The organism is Acetilactobacillus jinshanensis, from assembly GCF_004359375.1.
Lineage (GTDB): Bacteria > Bacillota > Bacilli > Lactobacillales > Lactobacillaceae > Acetilactobacillus > Acetilactobacillus jinshanensis.
In genome coordinates, this window is record NZ_CP034726.1 from 1,498,073 (window position 1) to 1,523,865 (window position 25,793).

The window sequence follows — 25,793 nt, forward strand, 5'->3', positions numbered from 1 at the left end:
AGCCAAAATAAAAAATGACGTGATTTTTAATCAAATCACGTCATTTTTTATTTTCTAACGATTTATTTTTTACTTGTTATGGAAACGCTTCTTGAATAACGGGCTCAAAGGCTTGTTTTCATGAATGTGAATAATGGCATCGGCGATCAACGGAGCAACCGAAATCTGCTTAATGTTTGGAGCACCATCTAACTTAGCCTTTGGGATGTTAATGGTATCAGATAGTAACATTTCCTTGATCGGTGAGTTACTAATGCGGTCAATTGCTGGACCAGAAAGAACACCATGAGTAGCACAAGCGTAAACGGAGGTGGCACCTTCGTCTTTCAAGGCCTGAGCACCTAAAGTAATGGTACCGGCAGTATCAACGATATCATCGACCATTAAGCAGCGCTTGCCCTTAACGTCACCGATAACGTTCATGATCTGAGCAACGTTTGGACGAGGACGACGTTTATCGATAATGGCGATCGGTGCGTGTAAGAATTCAGCTAACTTACGGGCACGGCTAACACCACCGTGATCTGGTGATACGACAACGTCTTTACCGTTGTTACCGTTAAAGCCTTTGCGCATGTAATAGTCAGCGAATAACGGAGCACACATTAAATGATCAACCGGAATGTCAAAGAAGCCTTGAATCTGAGCAGCATGGAGATCCATGGTAACGACACGGTCAGCACCAGCGGCTTCGATCATGTTGGCAACTAACTTAGCGGTGATTGGTTCACGTGGCTTAGCCTTACGGTCTTGACGAGCATAACCGTAGTAAGGCATAACAACGTTAATGGTTGCGGCACTGGCACGACGAAGAGCGTCGACCATGATCAGGATTTCCATTAAGTTATCGTTAACGGGTGCTGAAGTGGATTGAATAATGTAGACGTTGTCACCACGGACACTTTCACCTAATTCAACCTGGATTTCGCCATCGCTGAATTGATCAACCTTGGCTTTGCCTAATTTAACACCGATGTTTTTAGCAATCTTTTCTGCTAAAGGTCGGTTAGAGTTTAATGCAAAAAGTTTTAATTTTGGATCGGAATATGGTTTCATACAATTTCCTTTCTGATGTCGATTGTTATTTTTATCCACGGTAAGGCAATTTCTTGTAGTAGCCTGGCTTATTAGTCTGGCGGGAACGGGCAATTGCCATGTCGTATTGATTGACGTCCTTGGTGACGTTAGTCCCGGCAGCGATGAACGTATGGTCAGCTAAGTGAACCGGTGCAATCAGATCACTGTTACTACCGATAAATGAGTCATCGCCAACGGTACTGGTGTGCTTATGAGCACCATCGTAATTACAGAAGATCACACCACAGCCAACGTTGATATTCTTGCCTAATTTAGCGTTACCAATGTAGGTCAGATGACCAACCTTGGTTCCGGCACCAATCGTTGCGGCTTTAACTTCAACGAAGTTACCCAGGTGAACATGCGGACCAATCTTAGCCTTTGGACGTAAGTGACTGTAAGGACCGATGTTGGAATATTCATCCATTTCAGAATCCTGTAAGTATGATGAAATTACGTGAACGTGGTCATGTAACTTACAGTTAAAAATTTCTGAATTAGCACCGATCACACAATGCTTACCGATGACGGTTCCGCTATGAATGCGAACACCTGGTTCAATCAGGGTGTCCGGACCAATCTTGACGTCCACGTCAATGTAGGTATGACTTGGATCAAGGATCGAAACACCATGGTTCATAAAGTAATTATTGATTCGCTTATACATGACCTGGTTGGCAAGTGCTAATGCTGGACGATCGTTAACACCTAGTGACTGATAAAAGTCATCCATCTGGTAAGCTTCGATATTATCGCCGGCCTGCTTTAAGACCTGGATGACGTCGGTCAAATAATATTCATGCTGAGCATTATTATTAGTAATCTGATGCAGAGCCTTAAATAACTTCCGGTTATTAAAAACGTAAACTCCAGTATTGATTTCGTGGATTGCCTGTTCAGCCTTGGTAGCGTCCTTCTGTTCAACGATCTTTTCAACGATACCAAGATCGTTACGAACGATTCGACCGTAACCAGTTGGGTCTGGTGCTTTGGACGTCATGATTGTAACGTCAGCGTGAGTATCATCATGGTAATTAAATAACTTTTCAAAGGTACTGGCTTTAAAAAGCGGGGTATCACCACTAACCACCATGGTGTCACCATCTAAATTCTTAAGGATCGGTTCAGCCTGTAAAACGGCATCCCCAGTTCCAAGTTGTTTCTTTTGAACAGCGTACTTAGTTCGATTACCTAATTCATTTTTAACGGCGTTTGAACCATAGCCGACAATCGTAACGATATTGTCCATCTTTGTCTTTTCGACCTGGGTCAAAACATGGTTCACCATGGTTCTACCGCAGACGTGATGCAAAACCTTATACAATTTTGATTTCATCCTGGTACCTTTTCCGGCAGCCAGGATAATTGTATTGCGGGTTTTCTTTGGCATTCTTAATCACTCCACTTCAATCTTTACGAAGTTCAAATAGCTAAATTAATTTTAGCATAAAAAGCGTCTCAACGTGATCTATTGACTATAACAGGCCCACCTGATGAAACGCGTTGGCTAATTTTACGTAAGTCTCAACCGATAACTTTTCGGGACGTAACATCGGGTTGACCTTTTCCTGAGTCAAGACTTTCTTAATGACTGGACGAGCGTCTTTACCAAACAGACTCTTCAGGTTGTTCTGGAAAGTCTTCCGGCGATGGGCAAAGCATCCCCTGACGAAGCCGGCAAAGGCATCATCCTCGAACACTTTCGTCTTAACGTCGTGGCGACGAGTTAAACGAACGATCGCTGACGTCACCTTAGGACTTGGATAAAACGCAGTCTTTGGAATTAAATTCGTGATCTTAACGTTATTCAGATATTGAATCAAAACTGAAATTGCACCAAAGGTCTTGCTACCCGGTTTAGCGGATACCCGTTCGGCAACTTCCTTCTGCATCGTTACGGCGATCGAACTAAAGCGAGCGTTACTCTTCATCAATTCCACGATGATCGGCGTTGTAATGTAATACGGCAAGTTAGCGACGATCTTTACTTTGCGAGAACTATCGAAGTCGTTTTTAATAATCTTCGGTAAGTTAGCCTTTAAAATATCCTGATTAATGATCTTAACGTTATGGTACTGACTCAACGTTTCGTGCAGGATTGGAATCAAATGCGAATCGATTTCAAACGCAATCACCTTATGAGCACGCTGAGCTAACTGTTCAGTCAAGCCACCGATCCCGGGACCAATTTCGATCACGTCGTCATCAGCCGTTAAGTTAGCAGCGTCCATAATCTCACGTAAGACGTTAAGGTCAATTAAGAAGTTCTGGCCTAAACTATGTTTAGCTTTTAAGTGATGTCGATTTAAAATGCCACTGGTTCTAGACGGCGTGGCGATTGCGGGAATGTTATTCATTCTGATCCTCCGTTTTCATCTGCTTCATTGCGTCATTAAGTTGTTTTTCGGTGATCCCAAACATCTGGAGCCGTTTTGATAACTGTTTACCGTTAACGTAGCCGATGTTCAAAATCTTACATAACTTAGTCCGACGAACTCGTGAATCAGGACCACCGATCAGGCCTAGCTTCACTAATTGGCTTTCTTTTAACTTCGGCTTCTCATTAACTCGTGCGGGATAAGCTTTAGCCAAAGCTTCCCGAATTACTTCTGGGGCAGCATGTTCAACACCTAATGATCCGGTACTATGTTTCGGTACCGCCTTATCACGTGGAATAAAAGCGTGTTTAGCGTTAGTTACGGCACGGGAAACGATCCTGCGAATTCGTTCACCTGAAAAGTCTGGATCGGTAAAGATGATGATGCCACGTTCCTTAGCCAATTTCTTAATCAGCTGAAGCGTATGCAATGATACAGCCGAGCCACGGGTTTCAATCGTGTCGGCATTCACGGCCTTATGGATTTGGGCGGTATCATCTTTACCCTCAACAACAATGACTTCTTTAATCTTTTTCATAGTTAATCAATACTCGATCCCAAATAAGCGACATGCGTTTTCGTACGTCGGTTCAGCAATCTTATCAGGAGTCGTGTCTTTTAACCGGGCAACGGCTTCAACAGTATACAGCACGTTAGCCGGTTCGTTCTGATGGCCACGGTATGGCATCGGTGCCAAACACGGGGCATCGGTTTCAACCAACATCCGGCTCAACGGTGTCATCTTAACGGCATCGTGAACGTCGTGAGCACTTGTAAAACTGGCAATCCCACTATATGAAACATCCATTCCAAGGCTTAAGAATTTCTTAACCCAGTACGGATTACCGTCGAAGCTATGGATGACACCACCAATCTGTTCAACGTGTTCAGCCTTCAAGATGTCATAAGTATCTTGAAACGCACGACGGGTATGAATCTGAACCGGTAAATGCATGGCTTTCGCAAATTCGATCTGTTTAGCAAAGACCTTTTTCTGGAGAGCGTGCTTAGTCTGGTTTTCGTAATAATCAAGGCCAATCTCACCAACCCCGACAACGGCTGGATCATGAAGCTGACGTTTTAACTTAGCTTCCTGGTCAGCGTTATAGTTCTTTAGTTCTTCGGGATGCCAGCCGATAATGGCGTAAACGCCTGGATATTGATGAGCGATCTTTAAAGCACTGTCGTTCATCTGTTCGTTAGATCCCGCAATGCACATTTTCTGAACACCCAACTTATGAGCGTGTTCAATGTAGTGCTTAACGTGACCCTGGAACGGCGTGTCATTTAAATGAGTATGCGAGTCGAAAAGTCGCATTGTATTCCTCCTGATGTTTAAAACATAAAGGGCCATTGATCATTCAGCCGATGATCAGTGGCCCAACGATTAAATTTATTGTAAGATCAAACCATTTTCTAAATGATTAGGAACGGTAACTAGTTCAACCTTGCCATCCGGATGCTGAACTGATAACAGCATACCCTGACTGATGGCACCACGCATCTTCCGTGGTTTCAGGTTGGATACGATAATTGCTTTCTTACCGACCAGTTTACTTGGATCTGGATACCACTTAGCAATCCCTGACAGGATCTGACGATAGCCATGGTCACCGGCATCTAAAGTAAACTTCAGTAATTTATCGGCACCCTTTAGCTTTGAAACGGCCTTGATTTCAGCAACCTTTAATTCGATCTTTTCGAATTTATCGAAACGAACCTGTTTCTTAGTTAAATTCAGCTTAGTGTTTTCTGGGCTGAACTTATCTTTATTAGCAGCTTCTTCTTTCTTGGCTGCAGCAGCCTGAGCCTTACGACCCTTCTGCTTATCAGATTTGGTCATACAAGATTGGATGTATTTAACTTCGGTCTTCTTATCTAGACGTGGGAAGATCGGAACACCCTTCTTGATGACGTGACTGTTAGCTGGTAAGTCCGATAACTTAGGATCGTTCAAGTCAACCGTTTGCCACTTAAGGCCTAACTGCTTAAAGATTCGCTTTGGTGCTTGAGTCATAAACGGACTAATCAATAAAGCGATTAAACGTAAACTAGCGGCTAAGTGAGCCATTACGGCATCTAATTGAGCCTTATCATCGTCTGATTTAGCCAATTTCCATGGCTGGGTTTCATCAATGTACTTATTAGTGTGGCGAACTAAGGTCCAAACGTCAGCGATGGCGTCTTGGAAACGACCGTAGTTATCCATGTCTTTCTGATAAGCCTTAACTGAATCTTGAGCAACCTTTTCTAATTCAGCGTCGTATTTAGTAACACCAGCTTGGTACTTAGGAACAATGCCACCTTCGTACTTGTTAATCATGGAAATAGTTCGGTTCAATAAGTTACCTAAATCATTAGCTAAATCATAGTTAACACGATCAACGAAGTCTTCCGGTGAGAAGCTACCATCATTACCGAACGGCACGGCGTCCAATAAGTAGTAACGGGTGGCATCTAAGCCGTAACGATTAATCAAGTCTTCTGGGTAGATGACGTTACCTAATGACTTGGACATCTTGCTGTTCTTCATCAATAACCAGCCATGGCCGATGATGTGCTTTGGTAATGCTAAACCTAAAGCATGTAAGATAATTGGCCAGTAAATGGCATGAAAACGAACGATTTCTTTACCAACCATGTGGATATCAGCAGGCCAGAACTTCTTGAATAAATGATCATCCTTACTGCCGTAGCCCAATGCAGTAATATAGTTGGACAGGGCATCGATCCAGACGTAGACCACGTGCTTTGGATTAGATTTAACCGGAACGCCCCAGTGGAATGAGGTTCGTGATACGGCTAAGTCCTGTAAGCCCGGCTTGATGAAGTTATTAACCATTTCGTTCATTCGAGAATGAGGTTCGATAAAGTCGGGATGTTCTTTATAGTACTTAAGAAGCCAGCCGGCGTACTTGCTCATCTTAAAGAAATAGCAAGGTTCGTGAACCAACTGAACTTCATGACCACTCGGTGCTTTACCACCGATGATCTTACCGTTTTTATCACGGTAAACTTCGGCTAACTGGGTATCAGTAAAGTATTCTTCATCGGATACCGAGTACCAGCCTTTATATTCACCAAGGTAGATATCACCCTGATCCTGTAACTTCTGGAAGATCTTCTGAACGGCTTTGACGTGGTAGTCATCAGTGGTTCGAATAAACTTATTATTTGAAATGTCCAATTTCTTCCAAAGGTTCTTAATATATGCCGCCATCTTATCAACGTAAGCTTGCGGTTTCATATGCTTTTTTTCAGCTTTTTGTTCGATCTTCTGACCATGTTCATCAGTACCGGTCAGAAAGAAAACATCATAGCCACGAGCTCGTTTGTAACGAGCTAATGCGTCACAGGCGATCGTGGTGTAAGAATTACCGATATGTAAACGACCCGACGGATAATAAATCGGGGTCGTAATATAAAATGTTGGTTTACTCATATGAATCATCCCTCAACGAGTATCTTATCAGTTACAACGATTATAGCATATTCAATCTAAAAGAGGTTCATTTGCCGAGGCTGTCGAGGCGCTAGGTGCTTGAAATGCAGATGAAGCAGATGTTTCAGTTGCATCGCGTTAGGTGCGGCATCTTTAGCAGAATTATTGTTAAAGATTACGCAGACCTCATGGGCGTCCTTTGATAATTGTTTAACCAATTTAGCAAGGTCCTTCAACTCCTGAGGGCTATAACGATACAGCGTCCTGGTTCTTCGCCAATTTTTGCCCTGGTGAAACCAGCCGTAACTATTCCGGCCATGCAGTCGTAAAACAATCAGATGGTGATTAGTGATTACCGGTAAAAACGGCACCCCGTTATTCACGTTATTAGGTTCATCAACGATCGCTTCGGTCATTCCGAGTCGAGCTAGTAATTCCGCGACCCACGTTTCGATCTTGCGGTCTCGGTACCAGCTCGGATTCCTAAATTCCACGGTAATCGGTAGTTTCGGTAAGCGTTTCCGAATTTCCTTTAGGTAATTCGCATTCTTTGAATTCCGTTGGAAATACGGCGGGAACTGAAAGAGAACCGTCTTTAATTGATGTTTCTTAATTAACGGTTCAACACATTTCTGAAACCGTTTAAACGCCATATTTCGTTCATCGGGTGTTGCCGGGTGATAATAATCATGCTTAGTCATCAACCGATTGGCCTTTAAAATGAACTGAAACTGAGCTGGAACCTGACGCTGCCAATTTTCGACAGTTGAAACCGGTGGAATTCGGTAAAACGGCATGTCGACTTCAACCGCGGGTAAATAAGATGCATACTGAGTCAACGTAGCTTTACTGTTAAAATCCTTCGGGTGATTCGTAAATAACGGGTGATCACTCCAGGTGGTCAGACTCAAACTAATCACGTTGAATCACGACCTTATGAACGACAAATTAACTTAACGGACGATGAACGGCATCTTTAAGGCTTTGAATAAGTCCTTGACCGTCTTTCCGTATAACTGCTGGATAAATAGTTCCGGCTTCTGTTTCCCTTTTGGTTCAGGAATTACAAATGAGTTCTGGCCATCCGTCTTACTAAAGCCAACGTAAGCACGGCGGTTAGTTTCAGCATCGTTTAATTCAGAATGATAGATGTTGAACAACTGATGAACCTGTAAATTCAACTGACGAATCGAGAAGACGCTAGTCAACGTTGTGTACGCGGTATTTTGTAACGGTGGTAATCCCCACTTCTTTAACTGGGCATCATAGGCCTTAAAGAGCTTAACAACGTTTCTGCGCATCCCGAATGGTGAATCGGTCGGCTTTTCAGTAACGACTTTATATAAATGTTCTGCAGCCTTTAAGGAAACCGGAAAATCCTTCATTAAACGTGGTCGAACAACTGGATACAAATTGCCGTAAAAGACGATTGCATCCAATAGAGTTGCCAGACGAACTTCCATTTCGTTATCAATCTTACCCTTTGGTTCGGGCTTGATCGAAGAATAAACACCCTTTAAGTACATCTTTTCGATGTCAGTTGTAATTAAGTGGTGCTTCCGTTGTTCATTGACCACGACAAAGTGGGCAATGATGTCATACAGTTCCATTCCCATAGCCTTTAACTGGACATCTAACTTCTGATTGCCAGTCGTTAAGGAGAAGAAGACCTGCGGAAAACCACGAAGAACCATTAATAAATGGAGTAGTTCGTGTGATGCCGTGTAATTTGGGGCACTCATGTCATTGATCTGAATCATGATGTTGCTACCATCCTGAACAGCTTGGGACTGGTCATGGCGAACAAAGCCACTCTTTTGATGGCCGATAAATTGAACTGAAACTTTACCTGGGAAGAACCGGTTTACCACGTTAAGTAAACTCTGGGTCTGGGCATTCGGTTTAAAATCACTCATATTTTCACCTGCTATTTCTATTGAATTTAATTAATCATTAATTGCGTGCTTAATAAGACCTTGACGAACTCCACAGTTGGAAAAGTGGACGTCATCAATGTCTAAGTGGTTCATCATCATCGTCAATGGTAATAACCCACCGATAATCACGCTGGCTCGGTTAGTTTCCAAACCGTCAACGTGTTTGCGCTGGGATAAATTCATTGCCAATAAATGACGATATTCTTTAAAGATCTGTTTACGACTAAGGCTGTAGCCACCCAACGCACTTGCGGGCTGGCTATCCCTTTCAAGGTTCATTCTGGCTAGAGCTCGGTGCGCACCACCTAATAAAATTAACGGTACGTGGTGGACAAATCGTAACCAACTGACTCGTTTAAGCCAATTATGGAAATATTCCTGGGCACCAAATAAGTTAGCGCCACTAACGTTATCGATTAAATGATAACGTTCTGTAATACTTACGGCACCAACGGGTAAGCTAATTAAATGATGTGATTGATGGTCAACATAGATAATCTCGATGCTTCCACCACCGACATCCATGATGACGTAACGCGGTGCTTTGATCTGATCTTTAACACCGAGATAATCACATTCAGCTTCTTCGGTCCCCGACAGAACTTTAACGTGAATGCCAATGGCATCGTAAACCATCTTCAAAAACGTTTTTTGGTTCTGGGCCTGACGAACTGCAGCCGTCGCAATCCCAATCACTTTATAATCATCAAATTTAGAATAAATAGTATGGAATTGTGTTAACGCCTGAATCGCGTGCCTCATAACCGTAGGCTGAAGAATTTTTTTAGGCCCCATGTCATGTGAGAGTCGAACGGGGTTTCGAAGTCGTTTAATTTCTTTGAAACTACCGTTAGGCTGACGTTTATTAATGGCCATTCGAATTGAATTCGACCCTAAATCAATAATTACTAGATTTTTCATTATATCGTTCCTTTGAAAAATCTACTTGTCAAAATAGTTAATTCCGATTGCGTCTTCAACCTGCTTTAAAGTGTGGTTAGCAACCACGTTGGCCTTTTCAGAGCCTTTCTTTAACATGTCGTAGACGGCACCTTTATTTTTAGCAAAGTGTTCACGACGTTCACGGATTGGCTTCAAGACAGCTTGTAAAACACTATTAAGGTAACGCTTGATCTTAACGTCACCTAAACCGCCGTGACTGTATTCCTGCTTCAACTTGTCAACCGTTGCGGTATCCTTATCAAAGGCATCTAAATAGGTAAAGACCGTATTGCCTTTAACATGACCCGGATCGCTAACGTGAACGTGGGTCGGATCAGTGTACATTGACATAACTTTCTTGGTGATCGTATCAGGATCATCTGATAAGTAGATACAATTATGTAAGGATTTACTCATCTTTTCCTTACCGTCTAAACCTGGTAAACGACCTTTGCCTTTCGGTGGGAAGTAACCCTTTGGTGAAACCAAGATCTTTTTGCCGTAAATTCGGTTAAAGGTGTGGACGATTTCACGAGTCTGTTCAATCATTGGTTCCTGATCGGCACCGGCTGGAACTAAGTTAGCTTTAAAAGCCGTAATGTCGGCAGCTTGGCTAACTGGATACATAAAGAAACCGGCAGGAACGCTTCGACCATACTTATGCTGACGAATTTCGGTTTTAACGGTTGGGTTACGACCCACTCGATCAATGGTTACCAAGTCCATGTAATACATGGTCAACTGGGCTAATGCCGGAATCTGAGACTGAACCACGATCGTCGACTTCTTAGGATCAATCCCAACGGCCAAGTAATCCAAAGCAACTTGAATTAAACTATCCTGGATCTTCTTTGGATCACGGGCGTTATCAGTTAAAGCCTGAGTATCCGCGATCAAGAAGTAACAATTATACTTGCCAGTGTTCTGTAACTTAACCCGGTTCTTTAATGAACCAACGTAATGACCGATGTGCAAACGACCCGTTGGTCGATCACCAGTTAAAATTACCTGTTTAGCCATCATTTAAGATCCTTTCATTAATATTTGAGTCTGAAAAAGCGCCCTATTTATTTGAATAACAATAGGACGCTTTACGCGCGGTACCACCTATATTGCGGTCATCCGCCACTTTAATAACGATAAGGGAATTACCCGTTAATCCATTTCGTTTCATCCGACCGTTTTCAGCTCCAGGCCTCTCTGTCAATTGTGACTCGACTACTTAATTTAACTTAATTCTATATAATCTTCAAAATTTTGTCAAAGTAGACGTTCGTTGACAACCGACGCTTCCGTATTTAGAATATTTCAACAGACTATCAATATAAATTTGAATTTAACGAACGCAAGGAGGTATTGATTTGAATTCAGACGAATACCATCGAGAACAACAACACGTGAATTTCGTTCTGCGTGAGATCAATCGTCAGATCAAATCAGTCCAAAACGAATATCAAAAGGCTCATAACTCAACCAAACAAGTTCTACAGAACTACGGTAACGATACCTCCGTTAACTATTTTGAAGTTGATGACCGTAACGAAACCATGGCCGAATTAGAAGAACAACGCTGGATGGCCAGTGAAGAAATGCGAGTCGAAAAAGTCGTCTACAATCACCTATATAAATTGGAACAACTTAAGGGCTCGCCATACTTCGGTCGAATTGATCTGAAATTTCCTGGTGAAAAGCACGCCTTAAAGCTCTATATCGGAACCGCATCGTGTGTGGACGCTCACGATCACTTTCTGGTGTTCGACTGGCGAGCTCCAATTGCCAGTGTGTACTATAACGGAACGTTAGGCAAAGTTGCGTACAAGACACCTGCCGGCCGTCAGGTTACCGATCTTAAAAAGAAGCGGCAGTTTTTGATCAAAGACGGCAAAATCCGAAACATGTTCGACACCAACGAAATCGTGGGTGACGAAATGCTTCAGCACGTCCTTGGCCAAAAGAACGATCACGTCATGCATAACATCGTCGCCACGATTCAGCGTGATCAAAACGACATCATTCGAGATACCAAGAGTGATCTCTTAGTGGTTCAGGGTGTTGCCGGATCCGGTAAAACATCCGCTATTCTTCAGCGAATTGCTTTCTTACTCTACCACGATCGGAAATCACTTAACGTCAGTCAGATCCTGTTATTTTCACCAAACCGACTCTTTAGTCATTACATCTCAGATGTCCTGCCAAGCTTAGGTGAACACAACATGCGTCAGGTCACGTTAGCTGACTTCCTGTCAAAACGTTTTGAAGGCCTCCGGGTCCAGACCATTTTCGAACGTTACGAAAGCAGTCACACCTTAAGCACTGAACAACTAAAGATCCGTAAATTTAAGAACAGTGCTGCCTTTATGAAGGCTGTTAAACGTTATTGCCGAAGTTTAAAGGCCGATCAGTTTGCCTTTTCTCAGATTCTGTACAACGGCCGGATCTTCTTTGGTAAGGAAACCATTAAACTTTTGTACGAAAGTCAGCCGGCCGCCGTTAAGCCCGCCGATCGGTTCTTAAACGTTAAAAATGATTTAATCACCATGCTGAAGAACCGAATTGATGCCGAAGCGGACACCAAACCGATTCAAAAACGGGTCGATAATTTAACTAGTGATCAATATAACGAATTCTTTACTACGACCCATGCTAAAGATATTCAGTCGATGTCAGGACAACGCCACTACATTGCCTACCGAATCGCCAAGAACCATTTGGCTCGAGTCTATAACGCAATCTTTAACAACGAATTCTTTGATCCTTATATTCAGTACCAGGACTTCTTAAAGCAAGTTAAATTACCTAATGACATCTCTAAAGCCGCCTGGGAAAAATCCATCAAGGAATTTAGTCATCAGTTAGAACTTCACCGTTTAACTTTGGATAACGCTACACCGTTGCTTTACTTACGAGATTTAATCACTGGTGAAGGTCTTAATCATGACATCAAGTACCTGTTCGTCGATGAAATGCAGGATTATTCGATTGCTCAATTAGTGTACATGAAGCACGCTTTTCCAAACGCCAAGCTCAACTTAATTGGTGATAGTGAACAGGCTTTATTTAAGGACGTTCAGGCACCACAAGAATTGTTAAAGCAGTTAAACAACGCGCTAACCGCTCAGCATCCCCGTTTAATCAAACTGAATCGATCCTACCGATCAACTTATCCAATCACGAACTTTGCTAAATCACTATTGCCTGATGGCAATCAAATTCAGCCGTTCAACCGTTCAGGTGATCTGCCACGGATCGTAATTCGTTATAACTGGACTTCAGCCATTAAGGCCACTAAACAAATCATTCGGCAGCAGTTAAAAAAGAACAATACCGTTGCGATCTTAACTAAGCACTTAGCAGAAGCCAAGAAAATCTACACTAACCTAAACATTAACGTTAAAAAGACGTTGATGTCTGATTCCGATCGTTCGCTCCCGCAGGGTGTTTTGATCATGCCGATTTATTTGGCAAAGGGCCTTGAATTTGACTCCGTAATTGCGTGGAACGTTTCTAAAGATAACTACAATCAGAAGCGCCTGTTGGGAACGCTATACACCATTTCCACGCGAGCCATGCATGATCTAACGCTATTAAGCATTGGACCGGTTTCACCGTTGATTACCAAGTCGCACGTCTCGCCAAAACAATTTACCATTAACCATCAATTTAATTAATTTATTATTTGATAATAACTAAACCTTAAGCTTCACCGAACGTATAATATTGGTGAAGCTTTTATTTTTGTGTAAAATCAACACACTGTTTTATGGATATTGACAGCTTACGGTTTTTATAAACTGTCATGATTTAATGAGGAGCTGATTGTCATGACAAAGATTCAAGATTTAACTAAGGACCAACTTAAAAAAATCATCGATGGCTTAAAGGACCATGGGATTGGAATTAATACCTATGGGATCCACGATGACTTCTTATACCTTCACCGTGATTTAGAAAGTCATGGTCAGGTCTTTATGATCGATAGTATTCACATTTATAACTGTGGATCAGATTACTTAGCATACTATTCATCCCACGACGTTGTCGGTAATGACTGGCGTGATATCAAGATGAAGGACGCTGGATCGACAATTTTAGGTGCTGCATTACACCTATTCCAGCGGGTTAATAATTACCGGATCAACGAACTATATGGGATGGAATAATTCCCTCTAGATACATAACAAAAAGCCGCATCTTTTAAAAAGATGCGGCTTTATTATTTTTTAATAATTAACTAACGATTACAGGAATGCCGTTACGGTCGTGGCACCCACGATCAAAACTAAGCCGATGACCGTAATGGTCATTTCTTTACTAGTCTTGTGCTGATGTAAGAAGTAAATCCCGGTCAACGTTGCCAAGACAACGGATGCTTGCAATAAGACAAAGGCCGTTGCTAACCCGTTAACGCTCTTGTTAGCGGATACCAAGTACGTTAACGTACCGAAGGCAAAGAAGAAACCGGCGATAATCTGAACATAAGAAACCTTATCCTTAAAGAAATTATGTTTCTTAACTTGAAAGAGTGCGTAAACGATGGCCGTTAACACCATCCCGATAGCTTGCGGGAAGAATGCATTAGCACCGTTCGTAACGTTCGCAGCCTGCGGAGCGGCTGAGTATAACCACTGACCGATTACGGCAATGAAGACACAGATCAAAGCAGCTCTTAACTGTTTGCTACCTTGGGCGGTCTTATGTTCTTTCCATGAAGTCATGGTGGCACCCAGGATGATTACTAATAAGCAAAGCATCCCGATCAACTTATGACTCCAACCGGGCCAGTTGCCTAAAGCAATCACGCCCCACAATGCGGTAACGATTAATTGAAGCGCCGTACTAATTGGCATGGCAATTGATGAACCAACGTGAGTGAATGACTGGAATAGGAACGTTTGACCAAAGCCCCAGCCAAAGCCGGAAAGCATACATAGGAAGAATGCCATTCCGCCTGGGATCGTAATGAAGCCCATCATCCGGCCGATCATCGTAAAGATAACCGCAAAGATGAAGGTCCCCATCGTGGCTCCTAAAATTTGGTTGGTCGGTTTACCACCAAATTTAGAAGCAATCGTCGGAAACAGACCCCAACCAATAAATGGGCCAAGGCCAATTAATATGGCTAACGTCTTACTCATAAATATCACTCTTTCATAAACATTTTTAGATCTTTTTAGTTAATTCAAATTTTTCTGCGAGTCTCGCTTGTAGTTGGATTGCAAGCACTTACAATTTGAATTGTATAACAACTTTTAGGGGTTGTAAAGCGACTAAATTAAGATTGTGATGGCCATTTTTAAGATATCGCAACCATCGCGGGCACTAGTCAAATGATGATACAATGTTTATTAGTCGATTCACAATTTGATCGAATTTTTTATTATGAACAATCAAAAGGAAGTTATTTAATGCCAGAAATTACAGTTGGCACTCAATTTAAAACTACCACCCGAAACGGTTTCGACCGCATGGGTGTGAACGGTGAAAGCGTTGGTTACTTTAACCGTAAACTAGCGTTTATCGCCGGGGCTTTGCCTAACGAAAAAGTAATTGCAACGGTTACCAGAGTTTACCCGAATTACATTCGTGCCCGAGCCGTTAAGATTACCAAAAAGAGTCCACTTCGTGTTAAGCCCGTTGACGCTTACGCTAATCAAGTCGGTGGTTTCGAATTAGAAAACATGAAGTATTCTACTCAACTTCAGTTCAAAAAAGCATTAGTTAAGCAGTCACTTAATCAGTATCGTCCACGTGGCTTTCGTCAGTACAGCGTTCATAAAACAATGGGGATGAAAACACCCTATGGGTACCGTAACAAGCTTCAGTTCCCAGTTCGAAAAGTTAACGGTAAAATAATTGCTGGTTTATACCAAACCCGCAGTCATCACTTGGTCGACTTAAAGACCTGTTCTGAACAATACCCCGTCACGATGAAGGTCGTTCGTGGTCTCGTCAAGATCTTACAGGATATGGATTACCCAATCTATGATACTGACAATAATTCAGGAATCATCAAGACGTTAGTCGTTAGAGCGGCTTTACATACCCGTGACGTTCAGGTCGTATTTATTACCAATACATCAAAATTAATTAAGAAATCACAGTTACTTCAGGCCATTATTGTCCATCTATCAGAAGTTACCAGCGTTATGCAGAACGTTAATCCTGGTGATACCTCAATGATCTGGGGCGACCGAACGATTCCGTTAGCTGGTAAGACGTCAATCACTGAAAAAATGGGTGGCCTTGCCTTTAAATTATCGGCTCGTGCCTTTTTACAGTTAAATAGTTACATGATTCCTCAACTTTACGAAGTTGTGAAACACGCTTTGAATTTAAAGCATGGTGATCATTTGATTGATGCCTACTCCGGTGTTGGGACGATGGGATTACCGTTGGCTCATCAGGTTAAGGAACTTCGTGGGATGGACACCATCCCTGAAGCCGTCGAAGATGCGAACGCTAACGCTAAACTGAATCACATTCAAAATGCGCATTACTACGTTGGGGCTGCTGAAGATTTAATCCCCAAGTGGATTAAAGCCGGTTGGAACCCCGATGCTTTAATTGTGGATCCGCCGCGGGTTGGTTTAGCTAAACCGTTAATCGACGCTATTTTAGCTGCTCACCCGAAGAAATTCGTTTACGTTTCCTGTAATCCCGCTACTTTAGCTCGAGATTTAAAGCCGTTAACCGAAAAGTACCGGGTCAACTGGCTTCAACCGATTGATATGATGCCACAAACGGCCCGTTGTGAAGTCGTCGCCAGCTTTAGTCTTAGGCATAATTTGTGAATTAGACTGCATTACTTTAGAATTAAGTCGTATTTGATAAGAAAGCGGTGTTATTTACGAAAATTAAATTTACTAACGGTATGTTTCCGTTACCTGAAAACTACGCAACCGTGAAAAATCCGAAGACCGGTCAAGTGAAAATTGGTAAAGTTGGTTTTTCATTCACCACTCTATTTTTTAATATCTGGCCATCAATCTTTCGTAATGACTGGTACAACTTCTTCTGTATGGTTGCCCTAGATGCCATTTTAGCAATGGGCATCGCGGTTTCCATCCACCAGTCCGTCGTGGTCGTTACCTAGCAATTCCTTTGGTACACCCGGATCTTCTGGGCCTTTATCTACAACATGATGTACTTTCGACATCTAAGCAATAAAGGCTTTGTACCAACCGACGAACACTCAAAACAATTATTGATCAAGAATAAATACATTAAACCTTAAAAATTACTAATACTACGAAAAAAGCGCTCTGAATAAATATATTCAGAACGCTTTTATTTTCTCAAGGTAAAATTAAAAGGCCTAATTTTATTAATTAAGCCCCGTAAATTTAAATTCAGAAATTAGTGCTGACGAGCAATTACTACTCTAGCATCGATATTCTTATTATCATCAGGATGTAAATCTTCTTTATAAGAGAAGTCGGCGTCCTTGAAGTAATGCTTTATTTCTTTGTTAACAGTGTCTAAATCACGACGATCGTTATTCTGACGGGTAATTAACAGAGTATATTGTTTGTTATCTTCATCGACATCTTCGAAACTGTAAGTAACGTCGACGGTGTTCAAGATTTCCTGAATTAATTGACGTTCAGTCATCTTCATAGCTTATCCCTCCTCGTTACGATATAAGTATAACACGACTTATTCTACTACATTTTTATCTGAATATGAATTATCATAAGAATAGACATAACGATAAGGAGGCAATTGCGATGACCATTCAAGATATGGGCAAAAACTTATTAGCAACCCAGAAAAAGAACCAGACCGTCCGCATCCAAAGTAAGAATGCTTTATATGTAGGCCAAGTTACCGGCTTAAACGATGGTGTCTTATCATTAAACACCAAAAAAGGTGCCAAAAAATTTAACATGCAAGATGTCGATAATTATAAGATTATGAAGTAATCCAAACATTATCCATACCAAAAAGAGTGTTAATCTTACGTTTTTATAATTGCGCAAGATTAGCACTCTTTTTATTTATTAGAAATTCTTATTACTACGTAAAATCAAATCCGGATGAACCAACAAATAAGCGCGATGGTTCCAAAAAGCCAGACCTTCAAATTCAGAATGATGATTCATGACCGCGACCTTAATATTATGATTAGTTAAATGATTAAGGTTATTAATTGGAAAGCTCATAATTACACCGTTGCCAACCACATAGAGACGGTTCGTATCAGGATTATACGTTAAATTCTGAATGCATGCGCTTGGGCTGTGGAGAATATCTTTGACCATCTTTAATTTTCGACCCTGGCCACGATAAATCTGTAGACTGTCAATCGGGATTCGTTTATTTTTATAATAATTTCTTGAAACGTTCCAGTAATCACCAGATTTATCATAAGCCACGTTTTCGCCTAACTTGTATCTAGTCCGGATCTTTAACCAATGACCAGTGGGCTTTAATTTCTTTTGATCAATTTTAGATAGGATCAAAACTTTTGGGATAATGCCACGCGGATAACCATGGTTTCGGTAATGATTCATGCATTCCCATAACTGGTGGGTTCGATAATCATAGCTCAAGCCTTGACCATGACCACCGTGAAAGCGACGGCCAACCTTAATCAACTTGCCGTTCTTGGCGTTGTATTCAATAATTCGGTTAATCGAACTATCTCGATGACCAACGTTGAACAAGACGTATAGATGGCCATTCGGCAAAATCGAGATACTTTGGGGATCACCATGTTCATAACCGTGATTATTACGACGGCCGGTGTACTTAATGTAACGTAAATATACGGGATGATTGAACGTTATCCGATCATTCCCAGCCACTTCATGATATGATTTCTGCGGCTGAGCAGTCCTGATATCTTTACGATAATTTTCGTCAAAATGGTAATTTCGGTTTTTAACGACGGAACTATTTTGATGACGCTTAGCAGCCTTTTGACGTTTAATCTGGCGAATCTTACGCTTTTCAATCTGAATATGATGGTGCTGATGAACCCGTTGATAATGATGGATCTTACGTACGTTAGCTAAATGCGTTTTCTGCATCTGTTGATACCGACGCTGATTTAAGCGGTGCTGATTGATTTGGTGTTGATTAGCAACCCGTTTGACACGCGGTTTATAACTGTGATTGATTTTAGCACTTGCCGGTGTATTTAGATCAATGTCACCAACCATCAATAAGCTACCAATAAATAAACATAGCTCACACGCTTTTTTATTCATCTAAAGTTCCCCTCGAAAATTATTTAAATGATATATCTAATCTTAATCATTAATTAATTAAATACAAATAGTCACCAAAATTAAAACGATCCTGGAAAAATTTGTCCCTAGGATCGTTTAATCTTACTTAATAGAATTACTAATTATTTAAATAATGTCTAACAGTTGCTTATGGGTTGGCTTAGGAAATGCTTTATCTAAAGCCTTTAAGTCATCGTCAGTCAATTTGATTTTGGCTGCATCAATATTTTCCTGCATGTGTTTTTGACTATCGGTTTGTGGAATTGCTAGAGTATGATCGTCACGAACGACCCAGGCTAACATAATTTGAAATGCGTTGGCATGATGTTCAGAAGCAACTTTTTCTAAAGTTGTGTTCTTAATAATCCCGTTTCCACGGGTATCCGCTTGATCAACCGGTGCATAAGCAATCAATGGGATTCCGTGTTTGCGTTGCCAGGGTAAGACTTCATAATCTAGGCCACGGGATCCAATGTTATATAAATCTTCGTTAGCCATAACGTCATGACCACCAGGAACGCTTAACAGTTCTTTCATATCACTGAGATCAAAGTTAGAAACGCCCCAGTGACGGATTTTACCCGATTTTTTCATGGCTTCCATATTATTAACGACTTCAGCTAATGGAGTGCCACCTGGCCAGTGATATAAATATAGGTCTAAATAATCGGTTCCTAACCGTTCAAGACTACGATCTAAAGCATCAGCCATGGCATGTTTAGTGGCGTGGTACGGTAAAAATTTAGAGATTAGAAAAATCTTCTGGCGTGGAAAGCCTTTCATGGCATCACCAACGATCTTTTCTGAATCACCGCTACCGTACTGTTCAGCCGTGTCAATTACCGTGGCACCATGATGTAAGCCATACTGCAGAGTTGCTTTCTGCTGATCATATAAACCGGGATCACTACCCATATGCCAGGTCCCCATTCCAATTGCGGGAATCTTTACACCGTGAAAATCGATCATTTTAAAATCTCCTTTAGATCTTTAACTATGATTGTGTTACTTTTATTATAGGAAAAAGTGGCAAAAATTTATAATAGTTGCTTTATAGCATACCGTCTCTTTTAAATTTAATCTAAAATATAATTATGGATTTTCGTAAGAAGAAGTGAATGTTTTTAATGGCAAATCATCGTCTGTTAAATATTAAACATGGATTCAATTATCGAGATGTCGGTGGTTACCCCACCTATGATGGTCGAATTACCAAATGGCACCGTGTCGTTCGAGCCGGTAATTTGGCACATTTAGATTTAAATGAACAGCGATACTTAAAAGAATACGGCGTTGTCTGTGACGTTGACCTACGATCAGAAGGTGAAGTCAATCGTAACCCCGATCGGGTTCCCCATGGCGTTAAATATTACTTTAACCCGATCCACGGCAACAAGCGCCCACCTAAAATTACGGATCTTAAGGTTAGATTCTCTAACGATCCAACCTTGAGTCATCGACACATGATGCTCATGTATCGGCACATGATCGATAGTCATCATTCTCGTCACTATTACCGTCGATTATTCAAGTTCTTCCTTAAGTTTGGTAAAAAAGGCGCTGTCTTACTTCATTGTTCGCAAGGCAAAGACCGAACCGGCATGGGTGTTGCCATGTTATTATTAACGTTAGGTGTTGATATAAAGACCGTTAAGCAGGATTACCTGATCTCCGAAAAAGAAATGGTCCCCTACGTTAAACTTAAGCAGGATAAGTACCGTAAATATAACGTTAACGACAATTTCATGGATAACGTTAAATCCCTGTATACCGTTTCCAGTGACTACTTTGATTCTGCAATGGATGAAGTTCAGAAGAAATACAGTACCTGGTACCGGTTTGAACATAAATACCTACGTTTAAACGACCGTAAAATCGTTAAGTTACGGAGATTATATCTAATCGATCCACGATAAGGAGCATTTGATCATGAAAAAGTCATGGCTATGGAGCATTCCGCTTGCCATTGGTGTTGGCAGCTTTTTAATCAGTGAAAAAATCTTTCACACGGCAACCCACCGACGTGCTAAATATCCGGCACCGTCCAAACGAATGTTACGTTACGCTCGTGAATACTATCGTTACATTGACTGGTATCACGAGATTCCTAAACAAACCTGGTACGTCCACGAAAAGAAAACTCATGAACGAATGATCGCAACGTACATCCCTAACGCTAAAGCCACTAAGCGGACCGTCATTATCGCTCATGGCTTCGGTGGTAATCGTGAAACCATGGCTAACTACGCCAAGATGTTCTACGAACTGGGCTTCAATATTTTAATGCCTGATGACCGTGGCCATGGTCAAAGCGCCGGTAAATACATCAGTTTTGGCTGGCTCGATCAGATTGATTACCAGCACTGGATCCAAGAAGTTATCGAACACAACGGCTCGGATTCAAAGATCCTGCTATTTGGTGTCAGCATGGGTGGTGCCATCGTGGCAATGCTCAGTGGTGATAAATTACCGAAACAGGTCAAGGCCATCATCGATGACTGCGGGTATTCGAGTGTCCGTGACGAATTAGATTACATTTTAGGTCACTGGTACCATTTACCAAAATACCCGTTCGACCCGATGATTAGTACCATTACTCGTCACCGCCTCGGTTATTATATTACCGATGCTTCAACGACTCACCAGTTATCCAAGAACGTCCGACCAATCTTCTTTATTCACGGTGCTCAGGACCATTACGTCCCGACCTACATGGGCTACCGTAATTATCACGCTACGCATGCGCCAAAAGAACTTTGGGTCGTACCATTTGCCAGCCATGCTGAAAGTTTTTGGATCAATCCGCAAAATTATAAAAATCACGTTAACGCATTTTTACAAGATTATTTCTACTAACTAATCAAATAATCTAAATTACTAGCTGAATGGCCACTTCAATTTTGAAGTGGTCATTTTATTTTACAAGCGTTTAAAGAACTTGTAACGGAAGCTTAACTGTCAACCTTCCTAAAGCGTGATAACGTTAATAGTGGTAAATAAATATTAGAAATTAGAAACATAATAAAAATTAATTATTTCATTATAAGGATGAATATTATATGAAAAAAGTTACTAAATTAGCGTTGACACTAATGGCTTCCTTGGGCATGGTTGCCGTTACTAGTCAAAAGCCAACTCACGCTAGCCGTGTGTACAGAACGCAAACAACACGCCAAGCTCGACCAATGAGACAACAGCAGGTACATCAAACTCGTGTGACACAACAACGGCAAGTCAAGCCCGTTAAAGTCCAGAATAATCGTAAGCAGCCACGGATAATTAAGAATCGTCGATTACCAAGAGTATCAAGACATAATACCAAGTCCGTTAATACTCAAAATAATCAACAGAATAATACTCAGGATAATAGCACCAATCAGAATAACAATGACCAAAATCAGGGCCAGCAAAATCAAAGTAATTCGTTGGTTGGTACCTATCATTTGATTCACGGGCATCACTACAGTTTACCTAAGGGTAAAGCTGGTGTTGCCATGGATGCCCGAACTGGTCAGATCGTCTGGGCTAAGCACCCTAATCAGAAACGGTTAGTTGCTTCAACCGCCAAGTTAATGACGCTCTATTTAGCTGAACAGAAATTAGCTAAACATCCGCATGCTTGGTACCATAAGTTACACATTTCTAGACCGTTAATTGCGATGGGCCGGAACCCAGCCTTTGATGCCTTTCGTTTCAAAGCTCACAAGCGATACAGTGTTGGTGACTTATTCAAGGCCACGATCATTGCCTCTGATGATAATGCGGCCATACGCCTTGGTGAATTAGTCGGCGGTACTAACCGCAACTTCATTAAGATGATGAACCGTCAAGCTCGGAAATGGCACTTAAGAGCAACCTTTACCTCTGCCTCTGGTCTAGAAAATGATGACTTAGCACCATATGGTTACTGGGTCAAAGGCGGCTACTACTCCGGTAACATGGTATCCGCCAAAAGTTTAGCAATCATTGCTTACTACTTACTGAAGGATTACCCATCCATCCTTAAATACACTAAGATTAATAATTATACGGAAGATGGACAGAACCTTCATAATGCCAACCGAAACCTTCCAGGTCAATACTGGAATCGGCCAAATCTATACGTTGATGGCCTAAAGACGGGTTACACACCTCGAGCTGGTCTGTGCTTGGTTGGAACCGGCCAGAAACCTGGTAAAGATCGTTTAATTACCGTTCTTCTAGACGATAGCGGTGAATTCGGTGAAGATAACGATCTAATGAACTTCGTCTATAAGTACTCAGACTTATACAACAATTGATCATTAATATAAGAATTATAAAAAGGCGATTAATGATCGCCTTTTTATTTTACTTAAATTTGTGCAATACTTAATTTAGATCAAAACAAAACGAGGTCGTTTCTTTTGAAAAAGTATTTCATCGTGGACAGTTCGATCTTGCCAAGTACCTTTGGTAAGGTAATTCGAGCTCGAGACCTAGTCAAAAGCGGTCGAGTCAAACAAATTAGCCAGGCCGTAAAAATCGTTGGCATCAGTCGTGGAACGTATTATAAATACAAAGACTATGTCTTTACATCTAATAACCGCTGGCGCCACCGAAAAGCCGTAATATCGTTAATGCTGCAGAACCAACGGGGAATCCTATCGAAAGTCCTGTCACACATTTCCCAAACCAACGCCAGTATCTTGACCATTAACCAAAACATCCCAATCCATAATGTCGCCAGCGTCGTGATCTCACTCGACTTAAGTTCCATGACGGGAACCATGCACCACATTTTAACGTTGATCCGCGCAATTCCAGGGACACGTGACGTTCATTTGGTATCAATCGAATAATCAATCCTGTAATTTAGCTAAATAAAAAAGCCGTCAATTAAATTGACAGCCTTTAATTTTCTTTAATTATTAACGATTAGTACCAGTTATGGGCTTCCCAAAACTGCTTAGCTTTGATCCAATCCCCATAACGGTTATGAACATAACGGTCCGCAGTTTTTTCCTGGTTAGATGGTGATAAATCACCATGTAACAAACTAGGATCTAATTGAAATTTACCATAGTAGTGACCGTTATTAGCGGTATATTCACCACGGGATTCATGATAAGCAATCCAGTCTTTAGCGGATTGTTCATCCTTAGGTAACTTCTGACTATCATTAGAACTTACTGTATCCTGGGTATCTTGATTACCTGACGATTCCTGAGAACTGGAATCAGCGTCATCACCAGGTAAGGTAATGAGCTGACCGTTCCGTAAAGTAGCTCCACCAGTTAAGTGGTTCTTAGCCATCAAACTAGTTTCCGAAACGTGGTATTTATGGGCGATGGAGCTAATGGTATCTCCCGTGTGAACGATAATCTGACTAGTAGCGTTAGCTCTAGACACGGACATTGCGATCATTGCAAATAAAGCAATGGTAATTATAAACGATACAATAGAAATTAAGACGACTCTCAAACTCTTGCTTCTAGTATTGATATGTGGTTCCTCCTAGTAAATTAACGGCGTGTTTACATCAAAATTAAATACGAAAATTAATCAAATTCCGTTTGATTACGCCTAACATTTTCAATTCTAAGGGAGAACCTTTACACGTACTTATCACGTAAATTAAGAAAAACGTTAAAAATGTAACATTCGTAACATCCTTGAAACATTAAAAAGACAAAAAAGACCATTTTTCGTTACAAAAAATGGTCTTCTTACTAATCTAAATTTACTTTTTAAATGACTCGGCGAGCGATACCGTTAGGCTTTACAGCCCGATATTTATTATTACAGTTCCATACCTTGTCATGAAGACTGGATACGTCGACACCGCCGTTATCACTACTTGGTGAATCGTGCATAAATAAACCGTCACCTAGGTACATGGCGACGTGAGCTAAATAGCCTTGTCCTCTAGCTTGGATGAAGAAGATGTCACCACGTTTCATATGGTGGAAGTTAACGTGACGACCGGTTTGAGCTTGGTAATAAATCGATGAACTAATGCTGTGACCATTGGCAGCTAAGATATGATGAATAAAGGCTGAACAATCATAATGACGACGGGTCGTGTTGTAATCATATGGTGAATGGTTAATCAGTTTTTCACCGGTAGCGATAACCCGTTCAACGGCTCGGTTATGTCCACGTAACGCCTTTAAATTAAACATGACGTCCTGGCCAGGAATCCAGTACTGTTGATTATTATAATTAAAACGATAATAACCTTTGATCAAATTAGTATCGGCATGGGCGTTAACTTTAATCCAGTGATGGTATAAACCTAACTGTTGAGTAGTCGCAAGGACTTGGACACCGGTCGTATGGGCAGGTTGATTATATAATTTGGCGTTATGAATTACCTGCATCTTATAATTAAGTGGTCCGTGAGTAATTACAAATTGATTAAACGCATCCGTATTTAACCAGCCATGAGGCGTTTTCACATAGGTCCCATTTTGAGTCGTGGCTTTCTGACTATACTTAACGTTCTTGTTATACCAACCTTTAAGATAATGACTATGGCCATTATTTAAATCCTTAATAAAACCGTATTTAGGTTGATAAATTCGATGGGCACCTTTTTGATCAGCATAGTTAATCTGATCATTATTATTTTGAGGTACTTCCCTAGTAACCGCATACGAATTACCTTGTCCAGATGGATTTTCATTACTGCCATTCGCACTTACTGACAACGTCGTTAGCCCAAATAAAGCAACTGAGCATAATAAGGCTGACGATAGATACTTACTAATCTTCATACCGTACATCGTCTCCATTTATGTATATTTTATTTTGCTTATAAAAA

The 25,793-nt window shown here is 41.3% G+C and carries 25 protein-coding genes; 9 read left to right on the forward strand and 16 right to left on the reverse strand.

The window, feature by feature from the left end:
• Positions 1 to 69: 69 nt before the first annotated feature.
• From ELX58_RS07235 to trpS, 10 genes are all read right to left on the reverse strand, one after another.
• The gene (locus ELX58_RS07235) at positions 70 to 1,056 is read right to left on the reverse strand and encodes a ribose-phosphate diphosphokinase (protein ID WP_133442439.1); all 987 of its coding nucleotides are present in this window, start codon (positions 1,054 to 1,056) and stop codon (positions 70 to 72) included.
• A gap of 31 nt (positions 1,057 to 1,087) precedes the next feature.
• Positions 1,088 to 2,467: a bifunctional UDP-N-acetylglucosamine diphosphorylase/glucosamine-1-phosphate N-acetyltransferase GlmU gene (glmU, locus tag ELX58_RS07240; protein WP_133442440.1), complete on the reverse strand. Its 1,380-nt coding sequence runs from the start codon at positions 2,465 to 2,467 to the stop codon at positions 1,088 to 1,090.
• Between the two features lie 85 nt (positions 2,468 to 2,552).
• Positions 2,553 to 3,434 (reverse strand): 16S rRNA (adenine(1518)-N(6)/adenine(1519)-N(6))-dimethyltransferase RsmA, encoded by an 882-nt coding sequence (gene rsmA, locus ELX58_RS07245; protein ID WP_133442441.1) that lies wholly within the window; start codon positions 3,432 to 3,434, stop codon positions 2,553 to 2,555.
• On the reverse strand, positions 3,427 to 3,993 hold the full coding sequence (rnmV, locus tag ELX58_RS07250) for a ribonuclease M5 (RefSeq protein WP_133442442.1): 567 nt from the start codon (positions 3,991 to 3,993) through the stop codon (positions 3,427 to 3,429). The genes rsmA and rnmV overlap by 8 nt, the downstream gene beginning before the upstream one ends.
• A gap of 6 nt (positions 3,994 to 3,999) precedes the next feature.
• The gene (locus tag ELX58_RS07255; protein ID WP_133442443.1) at positions 4,000 to 4,773 is read right to left on the reverse strand and encodes a TatD family hydrolase; all 774 of its coding nucleotides are present in this window, start codon (positions 4,771 to 4,773) and stop codon (positions 4,000 to 4,002) included.
• Positions 4,774 to 4,848: 75 nt separating this feature from the next.
• Positions 4,849 to 6,903 carry a methionine--tRNA ligase gene (metG, locus tag ELX58_RS07260; protein ID WP_133442600.1) on the reverse strand — a complete coding sequence of 685 codons (2,055 nt, stop codon included), beginning with the start codon at positions 6,901 to 6,903 and terminating at the stop codon, positions 4,849 to 4,851.
• A 50-nt stretch (positions 6,904 to 6,953) separates the two neighbouring features.
• The gene (locus ELX58_RS07265) at positions 6,954 to 7,817 is read right to left on the reverse strand and encodes a DUF72 domain-containing protein (RefSeq protein ID WP_133442444.1); all 864 of its coding nucleotides are present in this window, start codon (positions 7,815 to 7,817) and stop codon (positions 6,954 to 6,956) included.
• A gap of 33 nt (positions 7,818 to 7,850) precedes the next feature.
• Entirely contained in the window at positions 7,851 to 8,813 is a 963-nt protein-coding gene (locus tag ELX58_RS07270; protein ID WP_133442445.1) for an IpaB/EvcA family protein, read from the reverse strand.
• Between the two features lie 30 nt (positions 8,814 to 8,843).
• A complete protein-coding gene (locus ELX58_RS07275; protein ID WP_133442446.1) occupies positions 8,844 to 9,755 on the reverse strand; it encodes a Ppx/GppA phosphatase family protein in 912 nt (303 codons plus the stop codon).
• A 21-nt stretch (positions 9,756 to 9,776) separates the two neighbouring features.
• Positions 9,777 to 10,796 carry a tryptophan--tRNA ligase gene (gene trpS / locus ELX58_RS07280; RefSeq protein ID WP_133442601.1) on the reverse strand — a complete coding sequence of 340 codons (1,020 nt, stop codon included), beginning with the start codon at positions 10,794 to 10,796 and terminating at the stop codon, positions 9,777 to 9,779.
• Between the two features lie 335 nt (positions 10,797 to 11,131).
• Here trpS and helD point away from each other — a divergent pair, with 335 nt between their 5' ends.
• Together helD and ELX58_RS07290 are read left to right on the forward strand one after the other, a co-directional pair.
• Complete coding sequence (gene helD / locus ELX58_RS07285; RefSeq protein ID WP_418621002.1) at positions 11,132 to 13,444, forward strand: RNA polymerase recycling motor HelD; 2,313 nt, start codon at positions 11,132 to 11,134, stop codon at positions 13,442 to 13,444.
• A 153-nt stretch (positions 13,445 to 13,597) separates the two neighbouring features.
• On the forward strand, positions 13,598 to 13,936 hold the full coding sequence (locus ELX58_RS07290; protein WP_133442448.1) for a hypothetical protein: 339 nt from the start codon (positions 13,598 to 13,600) through the stop codon (positions 13,934 to 13,936).
• 78 nt (positions 13,937 to 14,014) lie between these two features.
• On the opposite strand, the gene rbsU is transcribed toward ELX58_RS07290, so the two are convergent.
• Positions 14,015 to 14,911, reverse strand: coding sequence for a ribose/proton symporter RbsU (gene rbsU / locus ELX58_RS07295; RefSeq protein ID WP_133442449.1), 897 nt, complete (start codon positions 14,909 to 14,911; stop codon positions 14,015 to 14,017).
• Between the two features lie 270 nt (positions 14,912 to 15,181).
• On the opposite strand from rbsU, the gene rlmD reads away from it, so the two are divergent.
• Positions 15,182 to 16,567 carry a 23S rRNA (uracil(1939)-C(5))-methyltransferase RlmD gene (gene rlmD, locus ELX58_RS07300; protein WP_133442450.1) on the forward strand — a complete coding sequence of 462 codons (1,386 nt, stop codon included), beginning with the start codon at positions 15,182 to 15,184 and terminating at the stop codon, positions 16,565 to 16,567.
• Between the two features lie 47 nt (positions 16,568 to 16,614).
• Positions 16,615 to 16,869, forward strand: a complete 255-nt coding sequence (locus tag ELX58_RS07305) for a hypothetical protein (protein WP_133442451.1) — start codon at positions 16,615 to 16,617, stop codon at positions 16,867 to 16,869.
• Positions 16,870 to 17,132: 263 nt separating this feature from the next.
• On the opposite strand, the gene ELX58_RS07310 is transcribed toward ELX58_RS07305, so the two are convergent.
• A complete protein-coding gene (locus tag ELX58_RS07310) occupies positions 17,133 to 17,387 on the reverse strand; it encodes a hypothetical protein (RefSeq protein ID WP_133442602.1) in 255 nt (84 codons plus the stop codon).
• A gap of 116 nt (positions 17,388 to 17,503) precedes the next feature.
• Between ELX58_RS07310 and ELX58_RS07315 the strand changes: the two genes are divergently transcribed.
• Positions 17,504 to 17,698 carry a hypothetical protein gene (locus tag ELX58_RS07315; RefSeq protein WP_133442452.1) on the forward strand — a complete coding sequence of 65 codons (195 nt, stop codon included), beginning with the start codon at positions 17,504 to 17,506 and terminating at the stop codon, positions 17,696 to 17,698.
• A gap of 78 nt (positions 17,699 to 17,776) precedes the next feature.
• Here ELX58_RS07315 and ELX58_RS07320 read toward each other — a convergent pair whose 3' ends face one another.
• The gene (locus ELX58_RS07320; protein WP_133442453.1) at positions 17,777 to 18,988 is read right to left on the reverse strand and encodes a hypothetical protein; all 1,212 of its coding nucleotides are present in this window, start codon (positions 18,986 to 18,988) and stop codon (positions 17,777 to 17,779) included.
• Between the two features lie 147 nt (positions 18,989 to 19,135).
• The gene (locus tag ELX58_RS07325) at positions 19,136 to 19,978 is read right to left on the reverse strand and encodes an aldo/keto reductase (RefSeq protein WP_133442454.1); all 843 of its coding nucleotides are present in this window, start codon (positions 19,976 to 19,978) and stop codon (positions 19,136 to 19,138) included.
• 158 nt (positions 19,979 to 20,136) lie between these two features.
• Here ELX58_RS07325 and ELX58_RS07330 point away from each other — a divergent pair, with 158 nt between their 5' ends.
• The 4 genes from ELX58_RS07330 (at position 20,137) to ELX58_RS07345 (ending at position 23,829) form a co-directional block, all read left to right on the forward strand.
• Positions 20,137 to 20,925, forward strand: coding sequence for a tyrosine-protein phosphatase (locus tag ELX58_RS07330; RefSeq protein WP_162614677.1), 789 nt, complete (start codon positions 20,137 to 20,139; stop codon positions 20,923 to 20,925).
• Between the two features lie 13 nt (positions 20,926 to 20,938).
• On the forward strand, positions 20,939 to 21,865 hold the full coding sequence (locus tag ELX58_RS07335) for an alpha/beta hydrolase (protein WP_133442456.1): 927 nt from the start codon (positions 20,939 to 20,941) through the stop codon (positions 21,863 to 21,865).
• A 203-nt stretch (positions 21,866 to 22,068) separates the two neighbouring features.
• Entirely contained in the window at positions 22,069 to 23,289 is a 1,221-nt protein-coding gene (locus tag ELX58_RS07340) for a D-alanyl-D-alanine carboxypeptidase family protein (protein ID WP_133442457.1), read from the forward strand.
• A gap of 105 nt (positions 23,290 to 23,394) precedes the next feature.
• Positions 23,395 to 23,829, forward strand: coding sequence for an ACT domain-containing protein (locus ELX58_RS07345; protein WP_133442458.1), 435 nt, complete (start codon positions 23,395 to 23,397; stop codon positions 23,827 to 23,829).
• Positions 23,830 to 23,905: 76 nt separating this feature from the next.
• Here the strand turns inward: ELX58_RS07345 and ELX58_RS07350 are convergent, their stop codons facing one another.
• Both ELX58_RS07350 and ELX58_RS07355 read right to left on the reverse strand, forming a co-directional pair.
• Complete coding sequence (locus ELX58_RS07350) at positions 23,906 to 24,451, reverse strand: LysM peptidoglycan-binding domain-containing protein (RefSeq protein ID WP_133442459.1); 546 nt, start codon at positions 24,449 to 24,451, stop codon at positions 23,906 to 23,908.
• Between the two features lie 266 nt (positions 24,452 to 24,717).
• A complete protein-coding gene (locus tag ELX58_RS07355) occupies positions 24,718 to 25,746 on the reverse strand; it encodes a C40 family peptidase (RefSeq protein ID WP_162614678.1) in 1,029 nt (342 codons plus the stop codon).
• Positions 25,747 to 25,793: the final 47 nt, after the last annotated feature.

What these genes read in the sequence shown, in the direction of transcription:
- ELX58_RS07235 (WP_133442439.1), bottom strand. Translation starts at nt 1,056, where the DNA reads ATGAAACCATATTCCGATCCAAAATTAAAACTTTTTGCATTAAACTCT.
- glmU (WP_133442440.1), bottom strand. Translation starts at nt 2,467, where the DNA reads ATGCCAAAGAAAACCCGCAATACAATTATCCTGGCTGCCGGAAAAGGT.
- rsmA (WP_133442441.1), bottom strand. Translation starts at nt 3,434, where the DNA reads ATGAATAACATTCCCGCAATCGCCACGCCGTCTAGAACCAGTGGCATT.
- rnmV (WP_133442442.1), bottom strand. Translation starts at nt 3,993, where the DNA reads ATGAAAAAGATTAAAGAAGTCATTGTTGTTGAGGGTAAAGATGATACC.
- ELX58_RS07255 (WP_133442443.1), bottom strand. Translation starts at nt 4,773, where the DNA reads ATGCGACTTTTCGACTCGCATACTCATTTAAATGACACGCCGTTCCAG.
- ELX58_RS07270 (WP_133442445.1), bottom strand. Translation starts at nt 8,813, where the DNA reads ATGAGTGATTTTAAACCGAATGCCCAGACCCAGAGTTTACTTAACGTG.
- ELX58_RS07275 (WP_133442446.1), bottom strand. Translation starts at nt 9,755, where the DNA reads ATGAAAAATCTAGTAATTATTGATTTAGGGTCGAATTCAATTCGAATG.
- trpS (WP_133442601.1), bottom strand. Translation starts at nt 10,796, where the DNA reads ATGGCTAAACAGGTAATTTTAACTGGTGATCGACCAACGGGTCGTTTG.
- ELX58_RS07290 (WP_133442448.1), top strand. Translation starts at nt 13,598, where the DNA reads ATGACAAAGATTCAAGATTTAACTAAGGACCAACTTAAAAAAATCATC.
- rbsU (WP_133442449.1), bottom strand. Translation starts at nt 14,911, where the DNA reads ATGAGTAAGACGTTAGCCATATTAATTGGCCTTGGCCCATTTATTGGT.
- rlmD (WP_133442450.1), top strand. Translation starts at nt 15,182, where the DNA reads ATGCCAGAAATTACAGTTGGCACTCAATTTAAAACTACCACCCGAAAC.
- ELX58_RS07310 (WP_133442602.1), bottom strand. Translation starts at nt 17,387, where the DNA reads ATGACTGAACGTCAATTAATTCAGGAAATCTTGAACACCGTCGACGTT.
- ELX58_RS07315 (WP_133442452.1), top strand. Translation starts at nt 17,504, where the DNA reads ATGACCATTCAAGATATGGGCAAAAACTTATTAGCAACCCAGAAAAAG.
- ELX58_RS07320 (WP_133442453.1), bottom strand. Translation starts at nt 18,988, where the DNA reads ATGAATAAAAAAGCGTGTGAGCTATGTTTATTTATTGGTAGCTTATTG.
- ELX58_RS07325 (WP_133442454.1), bottom strand. Translation starts at nt 19,978, where the DNA reads ATGATCGATTTTCACGGTGTAAAGATTCCCGCAATTGGAATGGGGACC.
- ELX58_RS07330 (WP_162614677.1), top strand. Translation starts at nt 20,137, where the DNA reads ATGGCAAATCATCGTCTGTTAAATATTAAACATGGATTCAATTATCGA.
- ELX58_RS07335 (WP_133442456.1), top strand. Translation starts at nt 20,939, where the DNA reads ATGAAAAAGTCATGGCTATGGAGCATTCCGCTTGCCATTGGTGTTGGC.
- ELX58_RS07340 (WP_133442457.1), top strand. Translation starts at nt 22,069, where the DNA reads ATGAAAAAAGTTACTAAATTAGCGTTGACACTAATGGCTTCCTTGGGC.
- ELX58_RS07355 (WP_162614678.1), bottom strand. Translation starts at nt 25,746, where the DNA reads ATGAAGATTAGTAAGTATCTATCGTCAGCCTTATTATGCTCAGTTGCT.